22 protein-coding genes are annotated in these 23,111 nt (G+C 60.4%); 8 read left to right on the forward strand and 14 right to left on the reverse strand.

Translation table 11 applies throughout. The annotated features are described in order from the left end of the window. Nucleotides 1-8 precede the first annotated feature (8 nt). The 4 genes from ICY20_RS22980 (at nucleotide 9) to ICY20_RS22995 (ending at nucleotide 3,026) form a co-directional block, all read left to right on the forward strand. A complete protein-coding gene (locus ICY20_RS22980) occupies nucleotides 9-284 on the forward strand; it encodes a DUF493 domain-containing protein (RefSeq protein ID WP_122486100.1) in 276 nt (91 codons plus the stop codon). After that, complete coding sequence (lipB, locus tag ICY20_RS22985; RefSeq protein ID WP_159955940.1) at nucleotides 284-931, forward strand: lipoyl(octanoyl) transferase LipB; 648 nt, start codon at nucleotides 284-286, stop codon at nucleotides 929-931. The genes ICY20_RS22980 and lipB overlap by 1 nt, the downstream gene beginning before the upstream one ends. Before the next feature lie 26 nt (nucleotides 932-957). Further along, entirely contained in the window at nucleotides 958-1,959 is a 1,002-nt protein-coding gene (lipA, locus tag ICY20_RS22990) for a lipoyl synthase (protein ID WP_162493887.1), read from the forward strand. 149 nt (nucleotides 1,960-2,108) lie between these two features. Further along, entirely contained in the window at nucleotides 2,109-3,026 is a 918-nt protein-coding gene (locus tag ICY20_RS22995; protein ID WP_194938658.1) for a S66 peptidase family protein, read from the forward strand. 125 nt (nucleotides 3,027-3,151) lie between these two features. Here the strand turns inward: ICY20_RS22995 and ICY20_RS23000 are convergent, their stop codons facing one another. The 5 genes from ICY20_RS23000 to leuS form a co-directional block, all read right to left on the reverse strand. After that, the gene (locus tag ICY20_RS23000) at nucleotides 3,152-4,477 is read right to left on the reverse strand and encodes a lytic murein transglycosylase (RefSeq protein WP_159955944.1); all 1,326 of its coding nucleotides are present in this window, start codon (nucleotides 4,475-4,477) and stop codon (nucleotides 3,152-3,154) included. A gap of 61 nt (nucleotides 4,478-4,538) precedes the next feature. Next, nucleotides 4,539-4,703 (reverse strand): alternative ribosome rescue factor ArfA, encoded by a 165-nt coding sequence (gene arfA, locus ICY20_RS23005; protein ID WP_003176285.1) that lies wholly within the window; start codon nucleotides 4,701-4,703, stop codon nucleotides 4,539-4,541. Nucleotides 4,704-4,928: 225 nt separating this feature from the next. Beyond that, the gene (gene holA / locus ICY20_RS23010; protein WP_194938659.1) at nucleotides 4,929-5,966 is read right to left on the reverse strand and encodes a DNA polymerase III subunit delta; all 1,038 of its coding nucleotides are present in this window, start codon (nucleotides 5,964-5,966) and stop codon (nucleotides 4,929-4,931) included. A 39-nt stretch (nucleotides 5,967-6,005) separates the two neighbouring features. Next, nucleotides 6,006-6,611 carry an LPS-assembly lipoprotein LptE gene (locus tag ICY20_RS23015; RefSeq protein WP_194938660.1) on the reverse strand — a complete coding sequence of 202 codons (606 nt, stop codon included), beginning with the start codon at nucleotides 6,609-6,611 and terminating at the stop codon, nucleotides 6,006-6,008. Between the two features lie 88 nt (nucleotides 6,612-6,699). Continuing rightward, nucleotides 6,700-9,306 (reverse strand): leucine--tRNA ligase, encoded by a 2,607-nt coding sequence (gene leuS, locus ICY20_RS23020; RefSeq protein ID WP_194938661.1) that lies wholly within the window; start codon nucleotides 9,304-9,306, stop codon nucleotides 6,700-6,702. Between the two features lie 261 nt (nucleotides 9,307-9,567). Between leuS and ICY20_RS23025 the strand changes: the two genes are divergently transcribed. Together ICY20_RS23025 and ICY20_RS23030 are read left to right on the forward strand one after the other, a co-directional pair. Then, on the forward strand, nucleotides 9,568-9,885 hold the full coding sequence (locus ICY20_RS23025) for a hypothetical protein (RefSeq protein WP_194938662.1): 318 nt from the start codon (nucleotides 9,568-9,570) through the stop codon (nucleotides 9,883-9,885). Between the two features lie 91 nt (nucleotides 9,886-9,976). Beyond that, entirely contained in the window at nucleotides 9,977-10,738 is a 762-nt protein-coding gene (locus tag ICY20_RS23030) for a YdcF family protein (RefSeq protein WP_194938663.1), read from the forward strand. A 122-nt stretch (nucleotides 10,739-10,860) separates the two neighbouring features. Here ICY20_RS23030 and lnt read toward each other — a convergent pair whose 3' ends face one another. The 5 genes from lnt to miaB form a co-directional block, all read right to left on the reverse strand. After that, nucleotides 10,861-12,384, reverse strand: coding sequence for an apolipoprotein N-acyltransferase (lnt, locus tag ICY20_RS23035; RefSeq protein WP_194938664.1), 1,524 nt, complete (start codon nucleotides 12,382-12,384; stop codon nucleotides 10,861-10,863). An 8-nt stretch (nucleotides 12,385-12,392) separates the two neighbouring features. Then, complete coding sequence (locus ICY20_RS23040) at nucleotides 12,393-13,232, reverse strand: HlyC/CorC family transporter (RefSeq protein WP_005791724.1); 840 nt, start codon at nucleotides 13,230-13,232, stop codon at nucleotides 12,393-12,395. Between the two features lie 40 nt (nucleotides 13,233-13,272). Further along, nucleotides 13,273-13,731 carry an rRNA maturation RNase YbeY gene (ybeY, locus tag ICY20_RS23045; RefSeq protein ID WP_159955958.1) on the reverse strand — a complete coding sequence of 153 codons (459 nt, stop codon included), beginning with the start codon at nucleotides 13,729-13,731 and terminating at the stop codon, nucleotides 13,273-13,275. Next, nucleotides 13,724-14,728, reverse strand: a complete 1,005-nt coding sequence (locus tag ICY20_RS23050; RefSeq protein ID WP_159955960.1) for a PhoH family protein — start codon at nucleotides 14,726-14,728, stop codon at nucleotides 13,724-13,726. The genes ybeY and ICY20_RS23050 overlap by 8 nt, the downstream gene beginning before the upstream one ends. 237 nt (nucleotides 14,729-14,965) lie before the next feature. Continuing rightward, a complete protein-coding gene (gene miaB / locus ICY20_RS23055; protein ID WP_159955962.1) occupies nucleotides 14,966-16,294 on the reverse strand; it encodes a tRNA (N6-isopentenyl adenosine(37)-C2)-methylthiotransferase MiaB in 1,329 nt (442 codons plus the stop codon). A gap of 131 nt (nucleotides 16,295-16,425) precedes the next feature. Between miaB and ICY20_RS23060 the strand changes: the two genes are divergently transcribed. Further along, entirely contained in the window at nucleotides 16,426-16,752 is a 327-nt protein-coding gene (locus tag ICY20_RS23060; RefSeq protein ID WP_003236992.1) for a DUF1820 family protein, read from the forward strand. A 133-nt stretch (nucleotides 16,753-16,885) separates the two neighbouring features. Here ICY20_RS23060 and ICY20_RS23065 read toward each other — a convergent pair whose 3' ends face one another. The 4 genes from ICY20_RS23065 to ICY20_RS23080 all read right to left on the reverse strand — a co-directional run bounded on the left by ICY20_RS23065 (nucleotide 16,886) and on the right by ICY20_RS23080 (nucleotide 20,410). Further along, a complete protein-coding gene (locus ICY20_RS23065) occupies nucleotides 16,886-17,440 on the reverse strand; it encodes a tetratricopeptide repeat protein (protein ID WP_159955964.1) in 555 nt (184 codons plus the stop codon). 227 nt (nucleotides 17,441-17,667) lie between these two features. Then, entirely contained in the window at nucleotides 17,668-18,951 is a 1,284-nt protein-coding gene (gene hemL, locus ICY20_RS23070; RefSeq protein ID WP_159955966.1) for a glutamate-1-semialdehyde 2,1-aminomutase, read from the reverse strand. A 17-nt stretch (nucleotides 18,952-18,968) separates the two neighbouring features. Continuing rightward, nucleotides 18,969-19,592 carry a thiamine phosphate synthase gene (gene thiE, locus ICY20_RS23075; RefSeq protein WP_194938665.1) on the reverse strand — a complete coding sequence of 208 codons (624 nt, stop codon included), beginning with the start codon at nucleotides 19,590-19,592 and terminating at the stop codon, nucleotides 18,969-18,971. Nucleotides 19,593-19,612: 20 nt separating this feature from the next. Further along, a complete protein-coding gene (locus ICY20_RS23080) occupies nucleotides 19,613-20,410 on the reverse strand; it encodes a hydroxymethylpyrimidine/phosphomethylpyrimidine kinase (protein ID WP_194938666.1) in 798 nt (265 codons plus the stop codon). Between the two features lie 280 nt (nucleotides 20,411-20,690). Between ICY20_RS23080 and ICY20_RS23085 the strand changes: the two genes are divergently transcribed. Continuing rightward, nucleotides 20,691-23,060: a hybrid sensor histidine kinase/response regulator gene (locus tag ICY20_RS23085; protein WP_194938667.1), complete on the forward strand. Its 2,370-nt coding sequence runs from the start codon at nucleotides 20,691-20,693 to the stop codon at nucleotides 23,058-23,060. The last annotated feature ends 51 nt before the right edge of the window (nucleotides 23,061-23,111 follow it).

Raw genomic sequence — 23,111 nt, forward strand, 5'->3', positions numbered from 1 at the left:
GTTACGCCATGACCGATACCGAAGTAAAGGCGCCTAAAATCGAATTTCCGGTGGTGGACTATCCCATCAAGGTGATCAGCGATACTGGCGTAGGTCGCAAAGACCTGATCCTTGCGATCGTGCGTAAACACGCCACGATCAACGACAACCGTGTGGATGAGCGTTCCAGCTCGACCGGCAAATACACCACGATCCAGTTGCACATCGTTGCGATTGATCAAGACCAGCTCTACAACATCAACAGCGAACTGCGGGCCACCGGCTTCGTGCACATGGTGTTGTGATGCCTCAGGTACTGGGCTTTCGCGAGCTCGGCCAGATGGCCTACGAGCCCGTCTGGCACGCCATGCAGCGCTTTACCAACGAGCGCGGCAGTTCGGCCCCCGATGAAATCTGGCTGGTGGAACACCCGCCGGTGTTCACCCAGGGTCAGGCCGGCAAGGCCGAGCACCTGTTGGTTCCGGGGGATATTCCGGTGGTGCAGGTCGACCGAGGTGGCCAAGTGACTTACCATGGCCCCGGACAACTTGTCGCATACCTGTTGCTGGATGTGCGCAAGCTGGGTTTCGGCGTGCGCGACTTGGTGAGTCGCATGGAGGCTTGCCTGATCGAGCTGTTGGCCAGTTACGGCGTCAGCGCCGCGGCCAAGCCTGATGCACCCGGTGTCTATGTGGATGGCGCGAAAATCGCCTCCCTGGGCTTAAGGATTCGCCACGGTTGTTCCTTTCATGGCCTGGCCCTGAACGTGGACATGGACCTGGCGCCCTTCCGGCGCATCAACCCGTGCGGGTACGCCGGTTTGGCAATGACCCAACTGAGCGAACACGCCACACCGATTAAATTTGCCGAGGTTAGTGCCCGGCTGCGTGCGCAGCTCGTCAAACACCTCGACTATGCTGAGCAGACGACCCTTACGGGCGGAATCGACTGATTATGACTACTGATGCAGTGCAAACCATGATCCCGACGGTGGACGTTACTGACCGTCCGGCCCCGGCCCCGCGTGCCAAGGTCGAAGCCGGCGTCAAGCTGCGCGGCGCCGAGAAGGTTGCACGCATCCCGGTGAAGATCATTCCGACTACCGAACTGCCGAAGAAACCAGACTGGATTCGCGTACGCATCCCGGTTTCGCCGGAAGTCGACCGTATCAAGGCCCTGCTGCGCAAACACAAGCTGCACAGCGTGTGCGAAGAAGCCTCCTGCCCGAACCTGGGGGAGTGCTTCTCCGGCGGCACCGCCACCTTCATGATCATGGGTGACATCTGCACCCGTCGTTGCCCGTTCTGCGACGTTGGCCACGGCCGACCGAAGCCACTGGACGTCAACGAGCCAGAAAGCCTGGCCATCGCCATCGCCGACCTGAAACTCAAATACGTAGTGATCACCTCGGTAGACCGTGACGACCTGCGTGACGGCGGTGCCCAGCATTTTGCCGACTGCATCCGCGAAATCCGCAAGCTGTCGCCGAACGTGATGCTCGAAACCCTGGTGCCGGACTACCGCGGCCGCATGGACGTCGCGCTGGAAATCACCGCCGCCGAGCCGCCGGATGTGTTCAACCACAACCTTGAAACCGTGCCGCGCCTGTACAAGGCCGCGCGCCCGGGTTCGGACTACCAGTGGTCGCTGACCCTGCTGCAAAAATTCAAACAGATGATGCCGCACATCCCGACCAAATCCGGCCTGATGCTGGGCTTGGGCGAGACCGACGAAGAAGTCATCGAAGTCATGAAGCGCATGCGCGAACACGACATCGACATGCTGACCCTGGGCCAATACCTGCAACCGTCCCGCAGCCACTTGCCGGTGCAACGTTTTGTGCACCCGGACACCTTCGCCTGGTTCGCCGAGGAAGGTTACAAAATGGGCTTCAAGAACGTGGCGTCGGGCCCGCTGGTACGCTCGTCGTACCACGCTGACGAGCAGGCCAAGCTGGTCAAGGCGAGTTTGGTTTCTTAACACCGATTTGCGTAACACCGCAGGTCCAATGTGGGAGGGGGCTTGCCCCCGATAGCGGTGTGTCAGTCAGCAGATTTGGTGCTGATACACCGACATCGGGGGCAAGCCCCCTCCCACATTTGGTTTAGTGCTGATCAGGAGATTCGTGTATGTCCGCTGCCGTACCCGCACTGCGTGCCGAGGGCACCATCGCCCTGATCGCCCCCGCCGGCCCTGCCGCGTTGGACGTCGAAAAAGCCGGCCAATGGATGCGCGCCCGTGGCTACGACCTGCGCATCTTTACCGGCGTCTACGAACGCGACGGCTACCTCGCCGGCAGCGATGAAGTACGCCTGCGCGACCTGCATGCCGCCTTCGCCAACCCTGAAATCGACGCGATCTTCTGCCTGCGCGGCGGTTACGGTACGCCACGCCTGCTCGACCGTCTGGACTTCGACCTGCTGCGGGCCAACCCAAAGCCGTTCGTGGGTTACAGCGACATCACCGCTCTGCACCTGGCCATCAGCCGGTACGCCGGTTTTGTGACCTTCCACGGCCCCATGCTCAATGCCGACCTGCTGGGCGATAAACAGCAACCTACCGAGTACTCGCTGCTCAGCATGCTGCGTGGTGATCTGCGTGCTGGCAGCGTGCTTGCGCACCCGGTGGCCTACCCGTTGACCACCCTTGCGCCAGGCATCGCCTGTGGGCGTTTGCTGGGGGGCAACCTGTCGATGATTGCGGCGGTGATGGGCACGCGTTTTGAGATCGACGCAGAAGGCATCATCTTGCTGATCGAAGACGTCAACGAGCCGATCTATCGGATAGACCGTCTACTGACGCACCTGCACTTGGCGGGCAAGCTGGTTCAGATTGCCGGCGTGTTGGTGGGGGATGTGGCGGGTGTGGATAAAGCGGCGTTGGAGCACTTGCTCAAGCAAACCTTTGAGCCGTTGTGCATTCCGGTGTTGGCGGGGTGGCGCAGTGGGCATTGTGACCCGAACCTGACACTGCCGATGGGGGCGTTGGTGAGGTTGGATGCGGGGGAGCAGCAGTTGGTGCTGGAGCAGGATGTGGTCTTTAAATAGTTGTTGCCCGTTAGATCGCTATCGCAGGCAAGCCAGCTCCCACATTTGACTGCATTCCAAACTTGGAACTCGATCAAATGTGGGAGCTGGCTTGCCTGCGATAGCGGTAGTCGCCTTACAGCGGACTAACGGTTCTGCAACGACTCCAACAGCTTCACCGTCGGATACCCATCCGCCGGCCAACCCAGCGCCTGCTGCGCCGCCCGAATCGCCTTGCGCGTATTGGCACCGATAATCCCATCCGGGTTGCCCGCGTCATAACCATTGGCGCTCAGTGCCGTCTGCAAATCAATGCGCTGGGAACGACTCAGCGGCAGCTCATCCTTTGGCCAATCGCCACGAATCACACCGCCGCCGCCGAAGCGTTCCGACAGCAGCCCAACCGCCAACGCGTAGGACGACGAGTTGTTGTACTTGAGGATCGCGCGGAAGTTATCCAGCACCAGAAACGCAGGGCCACGGTAACCCGCTGGCAGCAGCAGAGCCGCTGACAATTGGTCGACGTTTGGCGGCATGCTGGCGCCAAATGGCAGCTGGATACCCAGCTTCATCCACTCGGCCACGGTCTTGCGCACGCCGCCATCAGCCAGGGCGTAATCGAAATTCGACGGCAGTTGCTTCACCTCAAAACCCCACGGCTGGCCTTTCTGCCAGCCGGAGCTTTGCAGGTAGTGTGCGGTGGAGGCGAGGGCGTCGGACGGGCTGTTCCAGATATCGCGGCGACCGTCGCCATCGAAGTCCACGGCGTGGGTGTTATAGGTGGTCGGGATGAACTGGGTCTGGCCCATGGCGCCGGCCCAGGAGCCTTTCATCTGGTCGGCCTGGATATCGCCGTGCTGGATGATCTGCAACGCCGCCAGCAGTTGCGCTTGGGCAAACGCTGGGCGACGACCTTCATAGGCCAGAGTCGCCAGGGAGCGAATCACCGAGTTATTACCCTGGAACTGCCCAAAGTTACTTTCCATGCCCCACACCGAGACCAGCGCCTGGCGATCAACGCCATACCGTTGCTCGATGCTTTGCAGGATATCGGCGTATTTCACCAGCAGCGCTTGGCCGTTGCGTACCCGCACCGGGGAGAGCGCGCCGTTGAGGTATTCCCACACCGGTCGGGAAAATTCCGGTTGGCTGCGGTCGGCTCGAATCACGGCCATGTCGGGCGTGACGTTGGCGAAGGCGTTGTCAAAGACCGCGGGGGTGATCCCGGCTTTCAAGGCTTGTTCGCGAAAGCCCGCCTGCCATTCGGCGAAGGTCTGGGTCGGCTGGATATCAAGATTGTCCACAGCCAGTGGGGCCACGACAGCGGGCGCTACCACGGGGGCGGTTTGGAGCTTGGGTAGGGGTTGAGCGTCGGCAGCGGTAGGTTTTTCCGCGCAGGCGACGAGCAGAATGAGGCTGGAGGCAGCGATCAATTGGCGAAGGTGCCAACGACGGGAAAGACAAGAGGGCATGCACAGGTCCAGGGATTACAAATCAGGTGCAGACCTTATCATGCCAGAGGGGCGCTTGCCTTCAGGCAGCCAGAAAGTAAGAAGCCTCCCAGCTATTAGACTGGAAGGCTTCGCGGCGGTAGCTGCCTTTGCCCTTGCCGGCGCGTTCTTGGCGGCTGCGGAACAGTGGCTGGGCGATGATGGATTTGGCCTTGTTGGGGCCATGCTTGGATGGCTTTTTGCTCATGGTTTGTACTCGCTTGGGTGGGGGTAGCGGCGCAAATGATCTGCCGAAGTTTGGCGGCTGTAAAGCCCGGCGATATGTAGGCGTTTTCACAATATGAAGTGGGCACAGTTAATGTGGGAGCTGGCTTGCCTGCGATTGAGGTGTGTCAGTGCAATAGATGCAAGCTGGCCCACCGCTATCGCAGGCAAGCCAGCTCCCACAGGGAAATGCATTGTCTGGACGATTTTATTCGGCAGGCAGAGTCAGCCGCTGCCCGGCCATCAATAACGACAAACGGCTCAAGCTCATCCACGGCGAGCCCGCCGCCTGACCCTTGATCTGCGCATCAATGCGCTGCGCTTCCAGCAACAGTTGCGCCCAGCGTTGCGCCGAGTGTCGTTGCAGGGCTTTGCTCATCAAGGGTTTGCGCTTGTCCCAGACCGGTGGTCGGGCCTGGCTGAAGCATTTATCCAGCGGCGTGCCCTGGCTGTATTGCAACGCAATATTGGCCAGTACCCGCAGCTCACGGGCCAGGGCCCATAGGATCACCGGCGGCTCCACGCCTTCGCCGCGCAGGCCTACAAGCATGCGCAGGGCGTGGGCGGGCTCGCCGTTGAGGATCGCATCCACCAGCCCGAACACATCAAAACGTGCACTGTCAGCCACTGCGCCTTGGACGGTTTCGACGGTGATCTGCCCGTCTTCGGCCATCAGCTTGAGTTTTTCGATTTCCTGGGCGGCGGCAAGCAAGTTGCCCTCGACCCGGGCAGCGATCAACTCTACCGCGTCCTGGGTGGCCGACAACCCCGATTGGGACAGGCGCTGACGAATCCATTGCGGCAACTGGTTGCTGTCCACCGGCCAGATCTGGATGAACTGGGTTTGCCCGCCTTCCACCAGGGCTTTGCCCCACTTGGTTTTCTGCGCACTGCCGTCGAGCTTGGGTAGGCTGATCAACAGCACCGTGTCTTCGGCGGGGCGCGAGCAGTATTCCATCAAGGCGGCCGCGCCCTTGTCGCCTGGCTTGCCCGAAGGCAGGCGCAGTTCCAGCAGGCGTTTTTCGGCAAACAGCGACATGCTCGCACCGGCTTGCAGCAGCGTCCCCCAGTCGAAACTGGCGTCGGCAGCGAACACCTGGCGCTCATCGAAACCTTGCTGGCGTGCGGCGATGCGAATAGCGTCGGCGGCTTCCTGGCACAGCAGCGGGTCATCCCCACTGACGATATAGACAGGCGCAAGGGCGCCTTGCAGGTGTTTGGCGAGTTGGGCGGGGGCGAGTTTCATAGGCGGGGTAAACGGGGCGCTTGGGGCGCCCCGTCTGGCTTACTCGACAGGGACTTCAACAGGCGATTGTTTCGGCGTGTTGTCTTCGTACTCTTTAGCCGCTTTCGCCGCATCGGCGTCAGCCTTGGCCTTGTCGTCAGCACGCTGCTGCAAGGTTGCCAGTTGCTCAGGCGTCAGCATCGACAGGCGCAGGACCATGCGTTGCACCAGTTCACGACGCATTTCTTTGCGCACTTGCAGTATTTCGGTGTCCGAGCCCACCAGGTTGTTGCCGTCATGGCTGACGACTTTCTGCACCTGGATATTGTCACTCATCAGCGGCAGGTGGTCGCGGCCCTGGATTTCGAAGCTCAGCACGGTGCTCAGTTCGATATCAGACGCACGGCCGGCACTGGCGTAGCTCAGGTTGCGCTGGCTTAGTTTCTCGTTTGCCAGGAACAGCTTGTAGCTCGCGCCGGTGTAAACGTGAACACCGCTGTTCTCAAGTACCTGGCGCAGCTGGGTCACGGTTTCGCTGTAGGCGTCGCGGGCGCTGACGTCCAGTTCCTTGATCGCCAGTTCGTTGGTGCCGGTGCCGCGCAGCTGGAAGCCGCAAGCGCTCAGCATGACGGCCAGACCCATAACCAACAGGTTGCGTTTGATCATTTTGTTGCTCCCCTTGAAACCATGTGGGCCTTATCGAGGCCCTGAAGGCTTTGTTCGGCGCGGGGCTTGAGCCCCACGCCCGATCCGATTAGCTAGCGACGATATTGACCAGTTTGCCAGGCACCACGATCACTTTGCGGATCGTCAGGCCTTCGGTGAAGCGCAGCACGTTCTCATTGACGCGTGCGACGGCTTCGACTTCTTCACGGGTAGCGCTGGCAGGCATGTCGATCTGGCCACGCAGTTTGCCGTTGACCTGGATCACCAGTTGCAGCGTGTCCTGAACCAGGGCGCTGTCATCCTGTACCGGCCAGCGGGCGTCGATAACGGCGCCGGTGTGGCCCAGGCGGTTCCACAGGTCATGGCTGATGTGCGGCGTGATTGGCGCCAGCAGCAGGGTGACCGTTTCCAGGCCTTCCTGAATCAGCGCACGATCTTGCTCAGTCACTTGCGGGGCTTTTTCCAGCACGTTCATCAGCGTCATCACTTGGGCGATGGCGGTGTTGAACTTGTGGTTCTGGCCCACGTCCTGGCTGGCTTGCTTGATGGCCAGGTGGATGCTGCGGCGAATGACTTTCTGCTCGTCAGCCAGGCCGGCTACGTCAGGTGTGCCCGGCAGGCCCTGGCTGATGTGAGCGTGGGCCAGGCGCCAGACGCGCTTGAGGAAGCGGTGCGAGCCTTCGACGCCGGAGTCGGACCATTCGGCGCTCATGTCTGGTGGCGAAGCGAACATCATGAACAGGCGGCAGGTGTCGGCGCCGAACTGGTCGATCATCGATTGAGGGTCAACGCCGTTGTTCTTGGACTTGGCCATCTTCTCGGTGCCGCCGATCTCTACCGGCAGGCCGTCGGCGATCAGCTTGGCGCTGATAACCTTGGCTTTGCTGTCGCGCTCAAGCTCGACATCGGCAGGGTTAAACCAGGTGAAGGCACCGTTGGCTTCGCGGCGATAGTAAGTCTCGGCGACCACCATGCCTTGGGTCAGCAGGTTCTTGAACGGCTCGTCGGAGCTCACCAGGCCTTCGTCACGCATCAGCTTGTGGAAGAAGCGTGCGTACAGCAGGTGAAGGATGGCGTGTTCGATACCGCCGATGTACTGGTCTACCGGCAGCCAATGGTCAGCTGCGGATTTTTCGACCAGGCCACCCTCGTAATGCGGCGAGGCATAGCGGGCGTAGTACCACGAGGACTCGACGAAGGTGTCCATGGTGTCGGTTTCACGCTTGGCAGGCTGGCCGCATTTCGGGCAGCTGCATTCGTAGAACTCGGGCATGCGCGCCAATGGCGAGCCTGCGCCGTCCGGCACTACGTCTTCTGGCAGCACGACCGGCAATTGGTCTTCTGGCACGGGCACATCGCCACAGCTTTCGCAGTGGATGATCGGGATCGGGCAGCCCCAGTAGCGCTGGCGGCTGATGCCCCAGTCGCGCAGGCGGAACTGGGTGCGCGAGGCGCCCAGGTTCTTCTTGATCAGCGCGACTTCAATGGCGTCGAAGGCGCCCTGGAAGTCCAGGCCGTCGAACTCGCCGGAATTGATCAGGGTGCCGTGTTCGTTGTAGGCGTCCTGCCAAGGCGCCGGGTTGGTGTCACCGGAGCTGGTGCGCACCACGGACTTGATCGGCAGGCTGTATTTGACGGCGAATTCAAAATCGCGCTCGTCGTGGGCCGGCACTGCCATTACAGCGCCATCGCCGTAGTGCATCAGCACGTAGTTGGCGACCCATACCGGCAACTTTTCGCCCGTCAGTGGGTGCTCAACAAACAGGCCGGTCGGCAGGCCTTTTTTCTCTTGAGTGGCGACGTCGGCTTCGGCCACGCTGCCGCCTTTGCATTCGGCGATGAACGCCTGCAGCTCAGGGTTGTTCTGTGCGGCTTGGGTGGCCAGCGGGTGCTCGGCGGCCACGGCGACGTAAGTCGCGCCCATCAAAGTGTCGGGGCGGGTAGTGAAGACTTTCAGCTCACCCGCCACGCCGATGGAATCGACGTTGTACGGGAACTGCACTTCCATACCCTTGGATTTGCCGATCCAGTTGCGCTGCATGGTCTTGACCTGTTCAGGCCAGCCCGGCAGGTCGTCGAGGCTCGACAGCAGCTCATCGGCGTAGGCCGTGATCTTGAAGTAGTACATCGGGATTTCGCGCTTTTCGATCAGCGCGCCGGAACGCCAGCCGCGGCCGTCGATCACTTGCTCGTTAGCCAGTACGGTTTGGTCGATCGGGTCCCAGTTTACGGTGCCGCTTTTTTTGTAGATCACGCCTTTTTCGAACAGACGAGTGAACAGCCATTGTTCCCAGCGGTAGTAGTCCGGCTTGCAGGTGGTCACTTCGCGGGACCAGTCCACCGCCAGGCCCAGGCTGCGCAGCTGGGTCTTCATGTAGGCGATGTTTTCGTAGGTCCACTTGGCGGGCGCTACGTTGTTTTTCATCGCGGCGTTTTCTGCCGGCATGCCGAAGGCGTCCCAACCCATGGGTTGCAGGACGTTCTTGCCTTGCATGCGCTGGTAGCGGGAAATCACGTCGCCGATGGTGTAGTTGCGCACATGCCCCATGTGTAGCTTGCCGCTGGGGTAAGGGAACATCGATAGGCAGTAGAAAGTCTCCTTGCCTGGCTGTTCACTGACTTCAAAGGACTTTTGCTCGTCCCAGAAGGTTTGGGCGGCATTTTCGATTTCACGGGGCTGATATTGTTCGTGCATGGCTACTTTTGAACTGAATAGGGGTGGCCTAATCCTCTTCGGTGCAGTGCTCGGGTTGATCGACACCAAAAAGCGGCGCGTCCGTGCCCAAACCCTGCGGGAAGTGGAGTTACAGGAAGCGCCGTAGCATACATGACCCCACTCTATCGAGGGAAACCCTGATTACACGGCATGGGCCGTCTGTCGCGGCATCAGGCGCGCGCAGCCATGGGGACTACGCTGTTTATTGGGGAGCAAGTCTTTCTTCAATGAGGTGAGGGGATGGTTGAATCGCAGCGAATGGCAACGAAACCGCAAATCTACGAAGGACTGATCGACCGATTGGGTCGTGCATTGGATGCAGCCAGAACGGCAGGCCGATTGCGTGATGAGCGGCCTGTGGAGTTGGAACTGCGTGGCTTGAGTCGCGCAGAGCTGGAACTGATCAAGGCTTATCTGGAACGCAATGGGCGCGGTGCGTCTCCCTGGGTGGCAACCCCGCCAATCCAGGAGCCTACGCACTCAGCCAAGGTGGTGTGGCTCAAGGATTTGTCGGCCGGTCGTGGCCCGGAAAAGCTCCGGTCCGCCCGCTACAAGTAATTCACTCCCCCCTGAACAGCACCATGTCACTGTAAAGATTGTCGCTAAACCCCGTTACACCTTAGGCTTCGGGCATCAATGGAGATGCCCGATGCCTATTCGTTATTTCATCAAACAATTGCTCTTGCCGCCCGGCATCCTCTTGCTGATGCTGGCGCTTGCCTGGTGGTTTCGCCGCAGTCGGCCGCGCTTGGCAGCATTGTGCTTTGCCCTTGGCTTTGGCGGCATGGGGTTGATGAGCCTGCCGGTCATGGTGGAGTGGGGCGCGCGTGCCCTGGAGACAGAGCCTGCGTTGGCCCGAGAAGACTGGGCAACGCTCGCCCAGCGCGCCGACGCCATTGTTGTATTGGGCTCGGGCCGTGAGCGCGGCGACCCGGCGTGGGGTACTGACCAGCCCACCGGCGTAGGCCTTGAACGTGAGCGTTATGCTGCGCGATTGGCCAAGGCGTCTGGCCTGCCGGTGCTGACCACCGGGGGTTTGCATTACGGTACGCCACCCAGCGAGGCAGAGTTGATGGCGGTATCGATGCAGGACGACTTCGGCGTGACCGTGCGCTGGAAAGAGGAGCGCAGCCGCACCACCTGGGAAAACGCGCAGATGAGTGCTGAGATTCTATTGCCCCAGGGCATCAAGCGCGTAGTGGTGGTGACGCAGGCTTGGCATATGCCGCGTTCGGTGTGGAGTTTTGAACAGGCTGGCTTCACCGTTGTACCGGCGCCAGTGGGTTTCCTAGGCGTGGACAACGCACGGCCGCTGGGCGGTTGGATGCCGGAGTTCGTATCGGTTTGGCGCAGCGGGCAGTTGATCAATGAAGCGGTGGGGCAGGTGGGTTACCGACTCTTTTATAAGTAACGCCGCAGGGCAAATGTGGGAGGGGGCTTGCTCCCGATGGCGGGGTGTCAGTCAAAGATGTATCACTGACACGCCCTCATCGGGAGCAAGCCCCCTCCCACATGTGGTTTTGTGTTGGTCTGTTAGACAGTTTTGGACATGCGCGATGCGAGCAGCGCCCAGCCAAACAATGCCAAACACACAATAATCAACGGCCACGACCGCCATTGCAGGTACGGCGTGAGGTTGTGCATCGGCACCACTTCACCATAAAGAATCCCGCGTTCGAACTGCGGAATCTGCGCAGTGATCTGCCCAAACGGGTTGATCAACCCGGTCACGCCATTGTTGGTGGCGCGAATCATCCAGCGGCCGGCTTCCAGTGCACGCATCTGCGCCATTTGCAGGTGCTGCAGCGGGCCGATGGAGCGGCCGAACCAGGTGTCGTTGCTGATGGTCAGCAGCAGGTCACTCTGGGCCGACAGGCCGGCGGCGAATTCCGGGTACACCACCTCGTAGCAAATGAATGGCGCAATTTGATAGCCCTTGGCTTGCAGCATCGGCTGGTCCGCAGGGCCGCGGGCGAAGTCGGACATGGGCAGGTCGAAGAAGGCGATCAAGCCGCGCAGCATGTCTTGCAACGGTACGTACTCGCCGAACGGCACCAGTTTTTGCTTGAGGTAAGTGCCATCGCCTTCACCCAATACGGTGATGCCATTGAAGTAGCGCTTCTGGTGATGCACTTCCTGGCGGATCGGCACGCCAGTGATCAGCGCGGTATGCCGGTCGGCGGCGAATTTGCCCATCATGCCCAGGTAGCCTTCCACCGATTCCTTGAGCACAGGCACTGCCGTTTCTGGCCATACCAGCAGGTCAACCGGTTTGGAACTGAAGCTCATGTCGCGGTACAGCGCGAGTTGCGCATTGAGCTGTTCCGGGTCCCACTTCATGCTTTGCTCGATGTTGCCCTGGATCGCGGCCACGGTCAGTGGGGCGCCGGAAGGGGCGGTCCAGGCGTGGTGCTTGAGTGCCAGGCCAATGACCCATGGCGCAACCAGCAGCACCAGGGCCGCACCGATGAATGCGTTGCGCTTGCCCGCCAACAGACGCGGCAGGTTGCACAGCAAGGCCGCCGTCAGCGCCAGGGCAAAGGAGATCAGCCACATCCCGCCCAGTGGCGCGAGGCCAGTCAGTGGGCCATCAAGTTGGCTGTAGCCGGAGTACAACCAAGGGAAGCCGGTCAGGAACCAGCCACGAAACGCTTCCTGGCCCACCCACAGGGCAGCGAAGGTCAGCGCATCCGCCAACGGTGCCTCATTGCGACGCAGCCAGCGCGCCCACAACCAGGCGGGCAGGGCGAAGAACCAGGCGATGGCGGCGGTGAACAACAGCATCAGGAACCCCGCCAGCAGCACCGAAGCGCCGCCGAAGTGGTGGATGCTGTAGTAGATCCAACTGGTACCGGCACCAAACAGGCCGAAACCAAAACACCAGCCACGGCCCAAGGCCTGGCGTGGGCTCAGTTCCCGCAGCCCGATATAGAACAATCCGACGGCCACCAGTGCAAACGGCCACAAGTCGAACGGCGCTAGCGCCAGGGTGGTGATAGCACCGGCCACCACGGCCAGCAGATTACCGGGCCAGCCGGGAGCGGTGAGACGGCGCATTTCAGTCCTTAACGGGCGATTGGGGTCAGGCGGATCAAGTGGATACGACGGCTGTCCGCATTGAGAATGCGGAAGCGATAAGCACCAATCTCGGTGGTTTCGTTACGTTTTGGCAGATGCCCGAACGCACTCATCACCAGGCCACCGACCGTGTCGAACTCATCGTCGGAGAATTCGCTGTCGAAGAACTCGTTGAAGTTCTCGATCGGCGTGAGGGCCTTGACCAGGAAGTCACCGCTGGGCAGTGGCTTGATGTAGCTGTCTTCTTCGACGTCGTGTTCGTCTTCGATGTCGCCGACGATCTGTTCCAGCACGTCTTCAATCGTGACCAGGCCGGCCACGCCGCCGTATTCGTCGATCACAATGGCCATGTGATTGTGGTTGGCGCGAAATTCACGCAGCAACACATTCAGGCGCTTGGATTCGGGCACGAAAGTGGCAGGACGCAGCAGGTCCTTGATGTTGAAGCTGTCGCCATTCTCTTTGAGGATCAGCGGCAGCAGGTCCTTGGCCAGCAGGACGCCCATGACGTCGTCATGGCTTTCACCGATCACCGGGTAGCGCGAGTGCGCCGAGTCGATCACGGCCGGGAGGAATTCCCGTGGAGTCTGGGTCGCCTTGATGCTGATCATCTGCGAGCGCGGGACCATGATGTCCCGTACTTGCAGGTCAGCCACCTGGATGGCGCCCTCGACGATGGCCAGCGCTTCGCTGTCCAGCAACTTGTTCTGATGGGCCTCGCGCAAGAGCTCAAGCAGCTCCTGGCGGTTTTTCGGCTCGTGGGCAAAAGCCTGGGTCAGTTTACCCAGCCATGACTTCTGCCCGTTGCTCGATCGGTCTTCGCTCATAGCGATTACTCTAAATCCTTTGTTGTTTCAGTTGAGTGTCTTAGTTTTCGTCATCTGCGTAAGGGTCTGGATGACCCAATTCTGCAAGCAACGTTTGTTCCAGTGTTTCCATCTCTTCGGCTTCGTCATCGTCTATATGGTCGTAACCCAAGAGATGCAAGCAGCCGTGGATGACTAGATGGGCCCAATGGGCCTCAAGTTCCTTGCCTTGTTCCCTCGCCTCGCGCTCGACCACCTCGACACAGATGACCAGATCACCCAGCAAGGGAATATCCAGTAACTCATCGGGTACGTCAGCGGGGAAGGACAGCACGTTGGTCGCGTAGTCTTTCTGGCGCCAGGTGTGGTTCAGTTCGCGGCCTTCGGGCTCGTCCACCAGGCGAATGGTCAGTTCCGAGTCCGCGGTGCGCTGGCGCAGTGCCAGGGCGCACCATTGGCGGAACTGCTCTTCACTGGGGGCGGGCGCTTCGGTGGCCATCTGCAGGTCGAGCTCAAGCATCGCGGCGAGCGTCCTTGGACAAACCATCGTCACGGTGTTCGAAGCGCTCATAGGCCTCGACAATACGCTGCACCAGCGGGTGGCGGACCACATCCTTGGGCGAGAAGTGCGTGAAGCTGATGCCCGGCACGTCCTTAAGCACTTCAATCACATGGCTCAAACCCGATTTCGTGCCCTTGGGCAGGTCAACCTGGGTAATGTCACCGGTGATAATGGCCGTGGAGCCGAACCCGATGCGGGTCAGGAACATCTTCATCTGCTCGACCGTGGTGTTCTGGCTTTCGTCGAGGATGATGAAACTGTTGCTCAAGGTGCGACCGCGCATGTAGGCCAACGGGGCGATCTCGATCACCTGACGCTCGATCAGCTTGGCCACGTATTCAAAGCCAAGCATCTCGTAAAGCGCGTCGTAGAGCGGGCGCAGGTACGGGTCGATCTTTTGTGCGAGGTCGCCGGGCAGGAAACCGAGCTTTTCGCCCGCTTCGACTGCCGGGCGCACCAGCAGGATGCGGCGCACTTGCTCGCGCTCAAGGGCATCCACTGCACAGGCAACGGCCAGGTAGGTCTTGCCGGTACCGGCGGGGCCGATGCCGAAGTTGATATCGTTACCGAGGATTGCCTTGACGTACTTCTGCTGATTCAAGCCCTTTGGGCGAATCATGCCTTTTTTGGTACGCAGGGCCACGCTGGCTTCGGCCACTGGGTTGTTGGCCAAGTCTTCCACCGCCGATTCCTGCAAATACAGGTGCACGGTTTCTGGCGACAGTTCGCTACCCTTGGTTTCGCGGTAGAGGCGGCGCAGCAGGTTTTCTGCGGATTGAGTGGATTGGGTCTCACCAATAAGCTCGAACTGATTGCCGCGATTGCGGATCTCGATGCCCAGGCGTTGTTCGATCAGGCGCAGGTGCTCGTCGAACTGTCCGCACAGGTTGGCGAAACGGCGAGCCTCAAACGGCTCGAGGAGAAAACGATGGGGTTCTACTGTGGGTGCGTTCAAGGTCGCTTTTAGCCGCCCTTTGGCTGTTTAAGTGAAATAGAGAATAACGCCAGCCGCCGGTGTGCGAAAGCACTTAAATGGGCTGGCCTTGTTCTCAATAACAATGAAGAACTCCTGTGGGAGCTGGCTTGCCTGCGATGAGGCCGGCACATCCAAAATAGATGCTGGCTGTTACACCGCTATCGCAGGCAAGCCAGCTCCCACATTTGATCTTCATTTGTCTGCCGGGTTGTGAGATCAGATGATCAACGACCCGCGCAACGAGTGCGGTTGGGCCGCATCGATGTGCACATCGGCAAACTGGCCGATCAGAGTCGGGTTGTCGCAACGGAAGTTGACGATCCGGTTGTTCTCGGTACGGCCCTGCAACTCGCCCGGGTCTTTCTTCGAGTAGTCGGTGACCAGGATGCGCTGCACCGAACCGACCATTTGTCGGCTGATCTCGAAACCCTGTTGGTTCAACCGGTGTTGCAGCGCGTTGAGGCGCTCTTTTTTCAGCGCTTCCGGGGTTTCGTCCAGCAGGTCGGCGGCCGGGGTGCCGGGGCGCTGGCTGTAGACGAACGAGTAGGAGAAGTCGAAACCGACGTCTTCAATCAGCTTCATGGTCTGCTCGAAGTCTTTCTCGGTTTCGCCAGGGAAACCCACGATAAAGTCCGAACTGATGCAGATACCCGGCACCGCCGCACGCAATTTGCGCAGTTTGGATTTGTACTCCAGGGCCGTGTGGTTGCGCTTCATTGCCGCCAGGATGCGGTCCGAGCCCGACTGCACCGGCAAGTGCAGGTGTTTGACCAGCTCCGGCACTTCGGCGTGGGCCTGGATCAGGCTGTCGGAAAACTCCAGCGGGTGGGACGTGGTGTAGCGAATGCGCTCGATACCGTCCACCGCAGCCACCACGCGAATCAGCTCCGCCAGGTCAGCGAGACGCCCGTCATGGGTCTGGCCGCGATAGCCGTTGACGTTCTGGCCCAGCAGGGTCACTTCGCGTACGCCGTTTTCGGCCAGGTGGATGATTTCTGACAGCACGTCGTCAAATGGCCGACTGACCTCTTCACCACGTGTGTAGGGCACCACGCAGAAGGTGCAGTACTTGCTGCAACCTTCCATCACAGACACATAGGCGCTCGGCCCGTCGATGCGGGGCTCGGGCAAATGGTCGAATTTTTCGATTTCAGGAAATGACACGTCGACTTGCGGCAGCTTGGTGGCGCGGGCGGCGTCGATCATTTCCGGCAAGCGGTGCAGGGTCTGCGGGCCGAAGACCACGTCGACATAGGGCGCACGGTCGCGGATCGCGGCGCCTTCCTGGCTGGCCACGCAACCGCCGACGGCAATCACCATCTCCGGGTTGGCCAGTTTCAATTCACGCCAGCGGCCCAGCTGGGAGTACACACGGTCCTGGGCCCGCTCGCGGATCGAGCAGGTATTGAGCAGGATCACGTCGGCATCTTCGGCGCGGGCGGTGACTTCCAGGGCCTGATGTTCGCCCAGCAGATCGACCATGCGCGAGCTGTCGTACTCGTTCATCTGGCAACCGTGGGTTTCGATGTAAAGCTTCTTGGCCATGGGGATCGTCAACTGGTGGTAAAGAACCGCGCATTATAGGGGGCATGCCCATTGGTTCCTAGCGTTGTGCATCGGGTGCCATGCTATAGTTCGCGCCCTCTTTTATATCCCCGATGTGTTATCCGCCCACCATGACCAAACGTGAAGCTCCAATCTATAAGGTGATTTTCCTCAACCAGGGCCAGGTGTTCGAAATGTACGCCAAGCAGATCTATCAGAGCGATCTGTGGGGGTTTCTGGAAGTGGAAGAGTTCGTCTTTGGCGAGCGCACTCAGTTGGTCGTCGACCCGGGCGAAGAGAAGCTCAAGGCGCAGTTCGAAGGTGTGGTGCGCAGTTTTGTGCCGATGCATTCGATTGTGCGCATTGATGAGGTGGAGCGTTTGGGGACGCCGAAGATCAGCGAGGCTCGGGGCGTGAGCAATGTGATGCCGTTTCCGATGCCTATGCCTGAGAAGTAGGGCTTAAGACAGTAGTGTGCCCATCGCAGCGATGCGGCGACCCGACAAGCCAGCTCTCACATTCGATTGTGTTCACAAATCAAAATGTGGGAGCTGGCTTGCCTGCGATAGCGGTAGAAGGGTTTAGCTGTATTCAAGGCAAGGGTGAGAACGGCGAACGCCCATCCGCACTCTGCAATTCCTGCAAATAGTTACGAAAAATCTGCCCCAGCACCTGGGTCGCCACTTCCAATTCATCCCGCTGCATATGCTCGGCCACTTCATCGGCCGTATCCAGCGCATCCTCTGCACCATTGACCGCCGCCATCTTCAGCACGATATACGCCTGAACGTTATTGGCCGGCACGCCTTCGCCATGGAAAAACATGGTGCCCAGCTTGAATTGAGCTTCGGCGTGGCCCTGCAACGAGGCTTTTTCGAAGTAGCTCAACGCTTTGTTGAGGTCGCGGGCGGGGTTTTTAGCGTCGTGGTAGTACTCGCCCAACTCGTATTGCGCCTGCGCATCCCCGCCGTCGGCCTGTTTCTGGCACGCGCTCAAGGCTTCGGCCTGGCTGTCTGGCTGGGTATTGAGGGTGCAACGACCCATCGCTGGGATTAACAACGAGTTGCCGCCTGCTTGTGCATGTGCCAGCAGCGGCTGAAGGAGCAACAGGCAGCCCAGAACCAGGGTGCGGCCGGTGCGTTTCATGGGAATCGACTTACCTCTGACGGGGCACGCGGACCCTCGGGGGGTCCAATAAGCGCGCATTATGAAATAAGCAGGCCTCTGCTTACAAAGTCTTTACTCGTTTTTCTGCTGGTTGGGCAACTTATCTGCCGGATTGCAGGTGATTTCTCGAAAAAACTCGGAAATCTCTGTCAGCAAAGTAGCAAATCAGACACCGTTCGGCGCGGTGTCTGATTTTTGCAGCCTTTTTACTTCAGTGCGGCGAACGCGCGCTCGGCGGCATCGAGGGTCAGCTTCAATTCAGCTTCACCATGGGCGATCGACGTGAAACCGGCTTCGAACGCGCTTGGCGCCAGGTACACGCCGCCTTCCAGCATCAGGTGGAAGAAGCGCTTGAACAGGTCGGCATCGCTGCCCATCACGTCATCAAAGGTGACAATATCGTCGGCGCCGCTGAAGTACAGGCCAAACATGCCGCCCGCCTGGGTTGTAACAAACGGGATACCGGCCGCGTCGGCGCGTTGTTGCAGGCCATCCAGCAGGCGGGTGGTGTAGTCGGTCAGCTCGGCGTGGAACCCCGGGCGGCTGATCAGGCGCAGGGTGGTCAGGCCGGCAGCCATGGCCAGCGGGTTACCCGACAACGTGCCCGCCTGGTACACCGGGCCCAGCGGCGCGATGTGATGCATGATCTCGCGCTTGCCGCCAAAGCAGCCCACCGGCATGCCGCCACCGATGATCTTGCCGAAGGTGCTCAGGTCTGGCGTGACGCCGTAGTGTGCCTGGGCGCCACCGAGGGCCACGCGGAAGCCAGTCATCACTTCGTCGAAAATCAGCACCACGCCGTGCTTGTCGCACTGCTCGCGCAGGCCTTCGAGGAAGCCCGGCGCCGGCGGTACGCAGTTCATGTTGCCGGCCACGGGTTCGACGATGATGCACGCCACGTCCTGACCCACTTCATTGAGCATCTGCTCGACGGCTGCGATGTCATTGAACGGCAGGGTCAGGGTGTGTTTGGCAAAGGCGGCCGGTACACCCGCCGAGCTTGGCACGCCTTGGGTCAGCAGGCCGGAGCCGGCCTTGACCAGCAGGCTGTCGGAGTGACCGTGGTAGCAGCCTTCGAACTTGATGATGCTGTCGCGGCCGGTGAAACCACGGGCCAAACGGATCGCGCTCATGGTGGCTTCGGTGCCGGAGCTGACCATGCGTACCATTTCCATGGATGGCACGATTGAGCAGACCAGGTCCGCCATTTCGGTTTCCATAGCGGTCGGGGCGCCGTAGGACAGGCCATGTTCCAGCTGCTTGCGTACCGCGTCCAGCACGTCCGGGTGGCTGTGGCCGAGGATCATCGGCCCCCAGGAACCCACGTAGTCAACGTAGCGTTTGTCATCTTCGTCGGTGACATAGGCGCCTTCGGCGTGCTTGAAGAACAACGGCGTGCCGCCCACGCTCTTGAACGCACGCACGGGGGAGTTCACACCGCCGGGGATGTGTTTCTGGGCATTGGCAAACAGGGTTTCTGAACGGGACATGAGGAGGCTCTCTAAAATCAAATCTTAAGAAGGTCGTTAAAGGCGCGGGCACGACGCGTGACTTCCTGGGTGCTGTCGGCGCCAAACAGGCCGTGGACCACCGCCAGCAAGTCAGCACCATGGGCCACCAGCGGCTCGGCGTTCTCCAGGGTGACGCCGCCGATCACACAGATTGGCAGCTGCAACCGCGCACGGGCCTGGGCCAGCATCTCGACGGTGGCAGCCGGGGCGCCAGGCTTGGTGTTTGAATTGAAGAAGCGACCGAACGCGACATAACTGGCGCCTTCTTTGGCAGCTTGCTCGGCCAGTTCGATCTGGCTGTGGCAAGTGGCGCCGATGATCGCCTTGGAACCCAGCAGCGCACGGGCTGGGGTCAATGGGCCGTCGGTCTGGCCCAGGTGCACGCCGACGCCCAGGCGCGCGGCCAATTCGGCGTCGTCGTTGATGATCAGCTGGGTTTTATAGCGTGAGCACAGTTCTCGCAGCTTCTCGGCTTCACGCAGGCGCCGGGCTTCGTCGCCGCTCTTGTCACGGTATTGCAGCAGGGTCAAGCCACCGTCCAACGCCGCTTCGACGTAGGCGAGGAATTTGCCGGACAACAGTTGGCTGTCGGTAATGGCGTAAAGGCCACGTAGTTTCATCGGGCAGGCCTCTTAAAGTCTTACGAGCAGAAATCCAGCGGCAATCGGCGCGGCACAAACTGGCCCTGGCCGAGTTGTTCGGCGTCGCGCAGGGTGCGCCAAGTGTAGTTGAGCGCCGATTGCACCGCGCTCACCAGGCCTTCGCCTTGGGCGATGCGACCGGCCAGTGCGCTGGCCAGCGTGCAGCCTGAACCGTGATAGCTGCCGGGCAGGCGCTGGCAGGTAAAGGTCTGCTGCGTGCCATCGCGGCTGTAGAGACGGTTGTGCACTTCGTGCTCGTCGCCATGGCCACCGGTGATCAGCAGGTGCTTGATGAACGGCAGCAGCTTGGCGGCGCATTCGTCCGCCGTGCCTTCGGGCAGCTCGGCGAGGATGCGCGCCTCTGGCAGGTTCGGCGTGGCGATCAGCGACAGCGGGAACAACCGCTCACGCATCGCATAACCGACTTCATCCTTGCCCAGGCTGCCACCGCCACCGGCGCGCAGCACCGGGTCGCACACCACCGGCAAGTGCGGGTGCGCCTGCAGCAGCTCGACCACGGTGTCGACCATCGCGGTGGAGCCGAGCATGCCCAGCTTGACCGCCGCCACTTCGGAATCGCCAAGCACGGCGTTGGCCTGGGCCAGTACCCACTCGCGGTCGAGTACGCGGAAATCGCTGACATTGACCGTGTTTTGCACGGTCAGCGCGGTGACGGCCGGAGCCGCATGGCAGCCCTGGGCGAGCAGGGCTTCGATATCTGCCTGCAAGCCGGCGCCACCACTGGGATCATGGCCGGAGAGACATAGAACAACGGGGCGAGAGCTGTAGATATTCATGGTGCGCGAGCTTACCACCAAACGCTTTTTGCGTGGATGTCTGGCGATGGTTGAATTTTACGTGTGGGGTGACGCTTTTCTGGCGCTTTTCAGGGGTGGTTAAAAGCGCTGAAAGCCCCGATCTAGAGCCTTTCAAAAAATTATTTCGATGGTGTCCAATAGCCTTTAGTGGCTATGCTAGAGTGGATCCAAACCACCATTAACTGTATTGCCGGTTTACGTCTTCTCAAAAGGAATGGGGGGCTTTTTGACATGACCGGGCAGGCCACGCTGGGGCTCTATGCGCTATTTGCTGATTTTATTGTTGTGCGGGCTGCCGATGCTCGCCAGCGCCGTCGAGTTCGACCAGAACACGCGCAGCCTGCCGCTGGGCCGAGTCATGCAAGTGCTCGAAGACCCGACTGACGCCCTCACCATCGCCGAAGTCAGTTCCCCCACGTATGCCGGGCAATTCAAACCCCATGACAAAGCCACCCTTAACGCCGGCTATTCGCGCTCGGTGTTCTGGCTCAAAGTCGATCTGCATTACATGGCCAAAGACCCTCGTGCACCACGCACGTGGTTTCTGGAGCTGGCCTACCCGCCGTTGAATCATTTGGACCTGTACCAAAATGACGGCACGGGCACCTATCGGCTGGCTACCCGCACCGGCAGCGCGTTACCTTTTTCCAGCCGTGAGGTGCGTCAGAGCAATTACCTGTTCAAGCTCAACTTCGTACCCAATCAGCAAGAAACGGTTTACCTGCGCCTGCAAAGCCAAGGCTCCATCCAGGCGCCATTGACCCTCTGGGCCGGCACTGCCTACCTCGAAGAGCAGCCCCTGCGCCTGTATGTGCTGGGCGCGATCTACGGCGTATTGCTGGGGATGCTGATCTACAACCTGTTCATCTACCTAAGCGTGCGCGACACCAGCTACCTCTATTACATCTTCTATATCGCCTCGTTTGGTCTCTACCAGCTCTCAGTCAACGGCGTTGCCACCGAGTACTTCTGGCCCAATAACCCTTGGTGGACGAACGCGGCGGTGCCGTTCCTGATCGGTTCGGCGGCGCTGTTCGGCAGCCTGTTCGCCCGCAGCTTCCTGCACACCGCGCAGCACAGTCGTTGGCTTGATCGCATTCTGCTGGCCCTGGCGGCCTGTGGCGCAGTGGTGATGGCCCTGGCCCTGCTGACCAGCTACGCGGTGGCCCTGCGTCTGGCCACCGGGCTGGCGCTGGTGTTTACCGTGACCATCTTCATTGCCGCCATCAAGGCCTGGCTGTGTGGCCAGCGCATGGCGCGGTATTTCATCATTGCCTGGTCGGCGTTTTTGCTGGGCGGGGTGGTCAATACGTTGATGGTGCTGGGTTACCTGCCCAACGTGTTCCTCACCATGTACGCCAGCCAGATCGGTTCGGCCATCGAAGTCGCATTGCTGTCCCTGGCCCTGGCAGACCGCATCAACAGCATGCGCGAGCAACAGGCGCAGATCCTGTTTGACGCCAGCCAGAAACTGGAAGTGCTCAACCAGCAGCTGGCCCGCAGTAACCGGCTCAAGGATGAGTTCCTCGCCACCTTGACCCACGAACTGCGTACGCCCATGAACGGGGTGATTGGCTCCCTCGAACTGATGCAGACCGTGCCCCTGGACACTGACCTTGCGCAGTACCAGCAAACCGCCGCCGGTTCGGCCCGGGACATGATGCGCATGGTCAATGGCATCCTCACCCTCACCGAATTACAGGCCGCGCGTCTGAGTGCCCAGCCTCAGGTGTTCAGCCTGCGCGGTGTGCTCCATACCCTGCGCCAGCAGTTCACCGCCAGCGCTCAAAGCAAGGGCCTGGAGTTTTCCATCGATGTCGCCGTTGAGCTGCCGGATCGCATGATTGGCGATGCCGACAAGCTGACGCAGTGCCTCGACTGCCTCTTGGACAATGCCTTCAAGTTCACCCACGAAGGTTCTGTGCGCCTGCGCGTTGTGGGCGTGCCCCAAAGTGATGGTGGCCTGCGCCTGAGTTTTATTGTGACCGATACCGGTATCGGCTTTGCGTACCTCGATGAAGCGACCCTGTACCAACGTTTCTTCCAACTCGATGGCTCCACCACCCGCGAATACGGCGGGCTGGGAATCGGCCTGGCCATCTGCCGACAACTGATCGAACTGCTGGGCGGGCGCCTCACCCATCATTCTGAGCCGCACAAGGGCAGCCGTTTCCAGCTGGAAATGGAGGCCAGCCCTGTACCGCCGGAGCCTAAGCAGGCGCTCGACCAGCAGCGCGCCCCCCAGGACTGCGCAGTGCTGTTGGTCGATGACAGCAGCGTCAGCCAATTAGTGGTGCGCGGCATGTTGCTCAAGCTCGGGTACCGGGTGAAAGCCGCAGACAGCGGCCCCAACGCACTGGCGGCCTTGCAGGCGGAAAGATTCGACGCAGTGTTATTGGACATACCTGAAGGCGGCTTCTCGTTGTGCTGTCAGATCCGTGCGTTGCCGGGCTGCGGCGAGTTGCCGGTGATTGCCTTGAGTTCGTCGCTGACGGTGTCGGAGCGTGAACACTGCCACGGTATTGGCGTTACTGACCGCTTGGCCAAACCGGTGCGTTTCGACGCGTTGCAAGCCGTGCTGGAGCGCCGCTTGCTGTGCTCGATAGAGGGCGAAAGCGCCGGACATTAGGCGCGTATGTCACTTTTTTAAGCCGGGTGACGGTGCTTAACTGAAATTCGG

It is taken from the genome of Pseudomonas pisciculturae, assembly GCF_015461805.1.
Lineage (GTDB): Bacteria > Pseudomonadota > Gammaproteobacteria > Pseudomonadales > Pseudomonadaceae > Aquipseudomonas > Aquipseudomonas pisciculturae.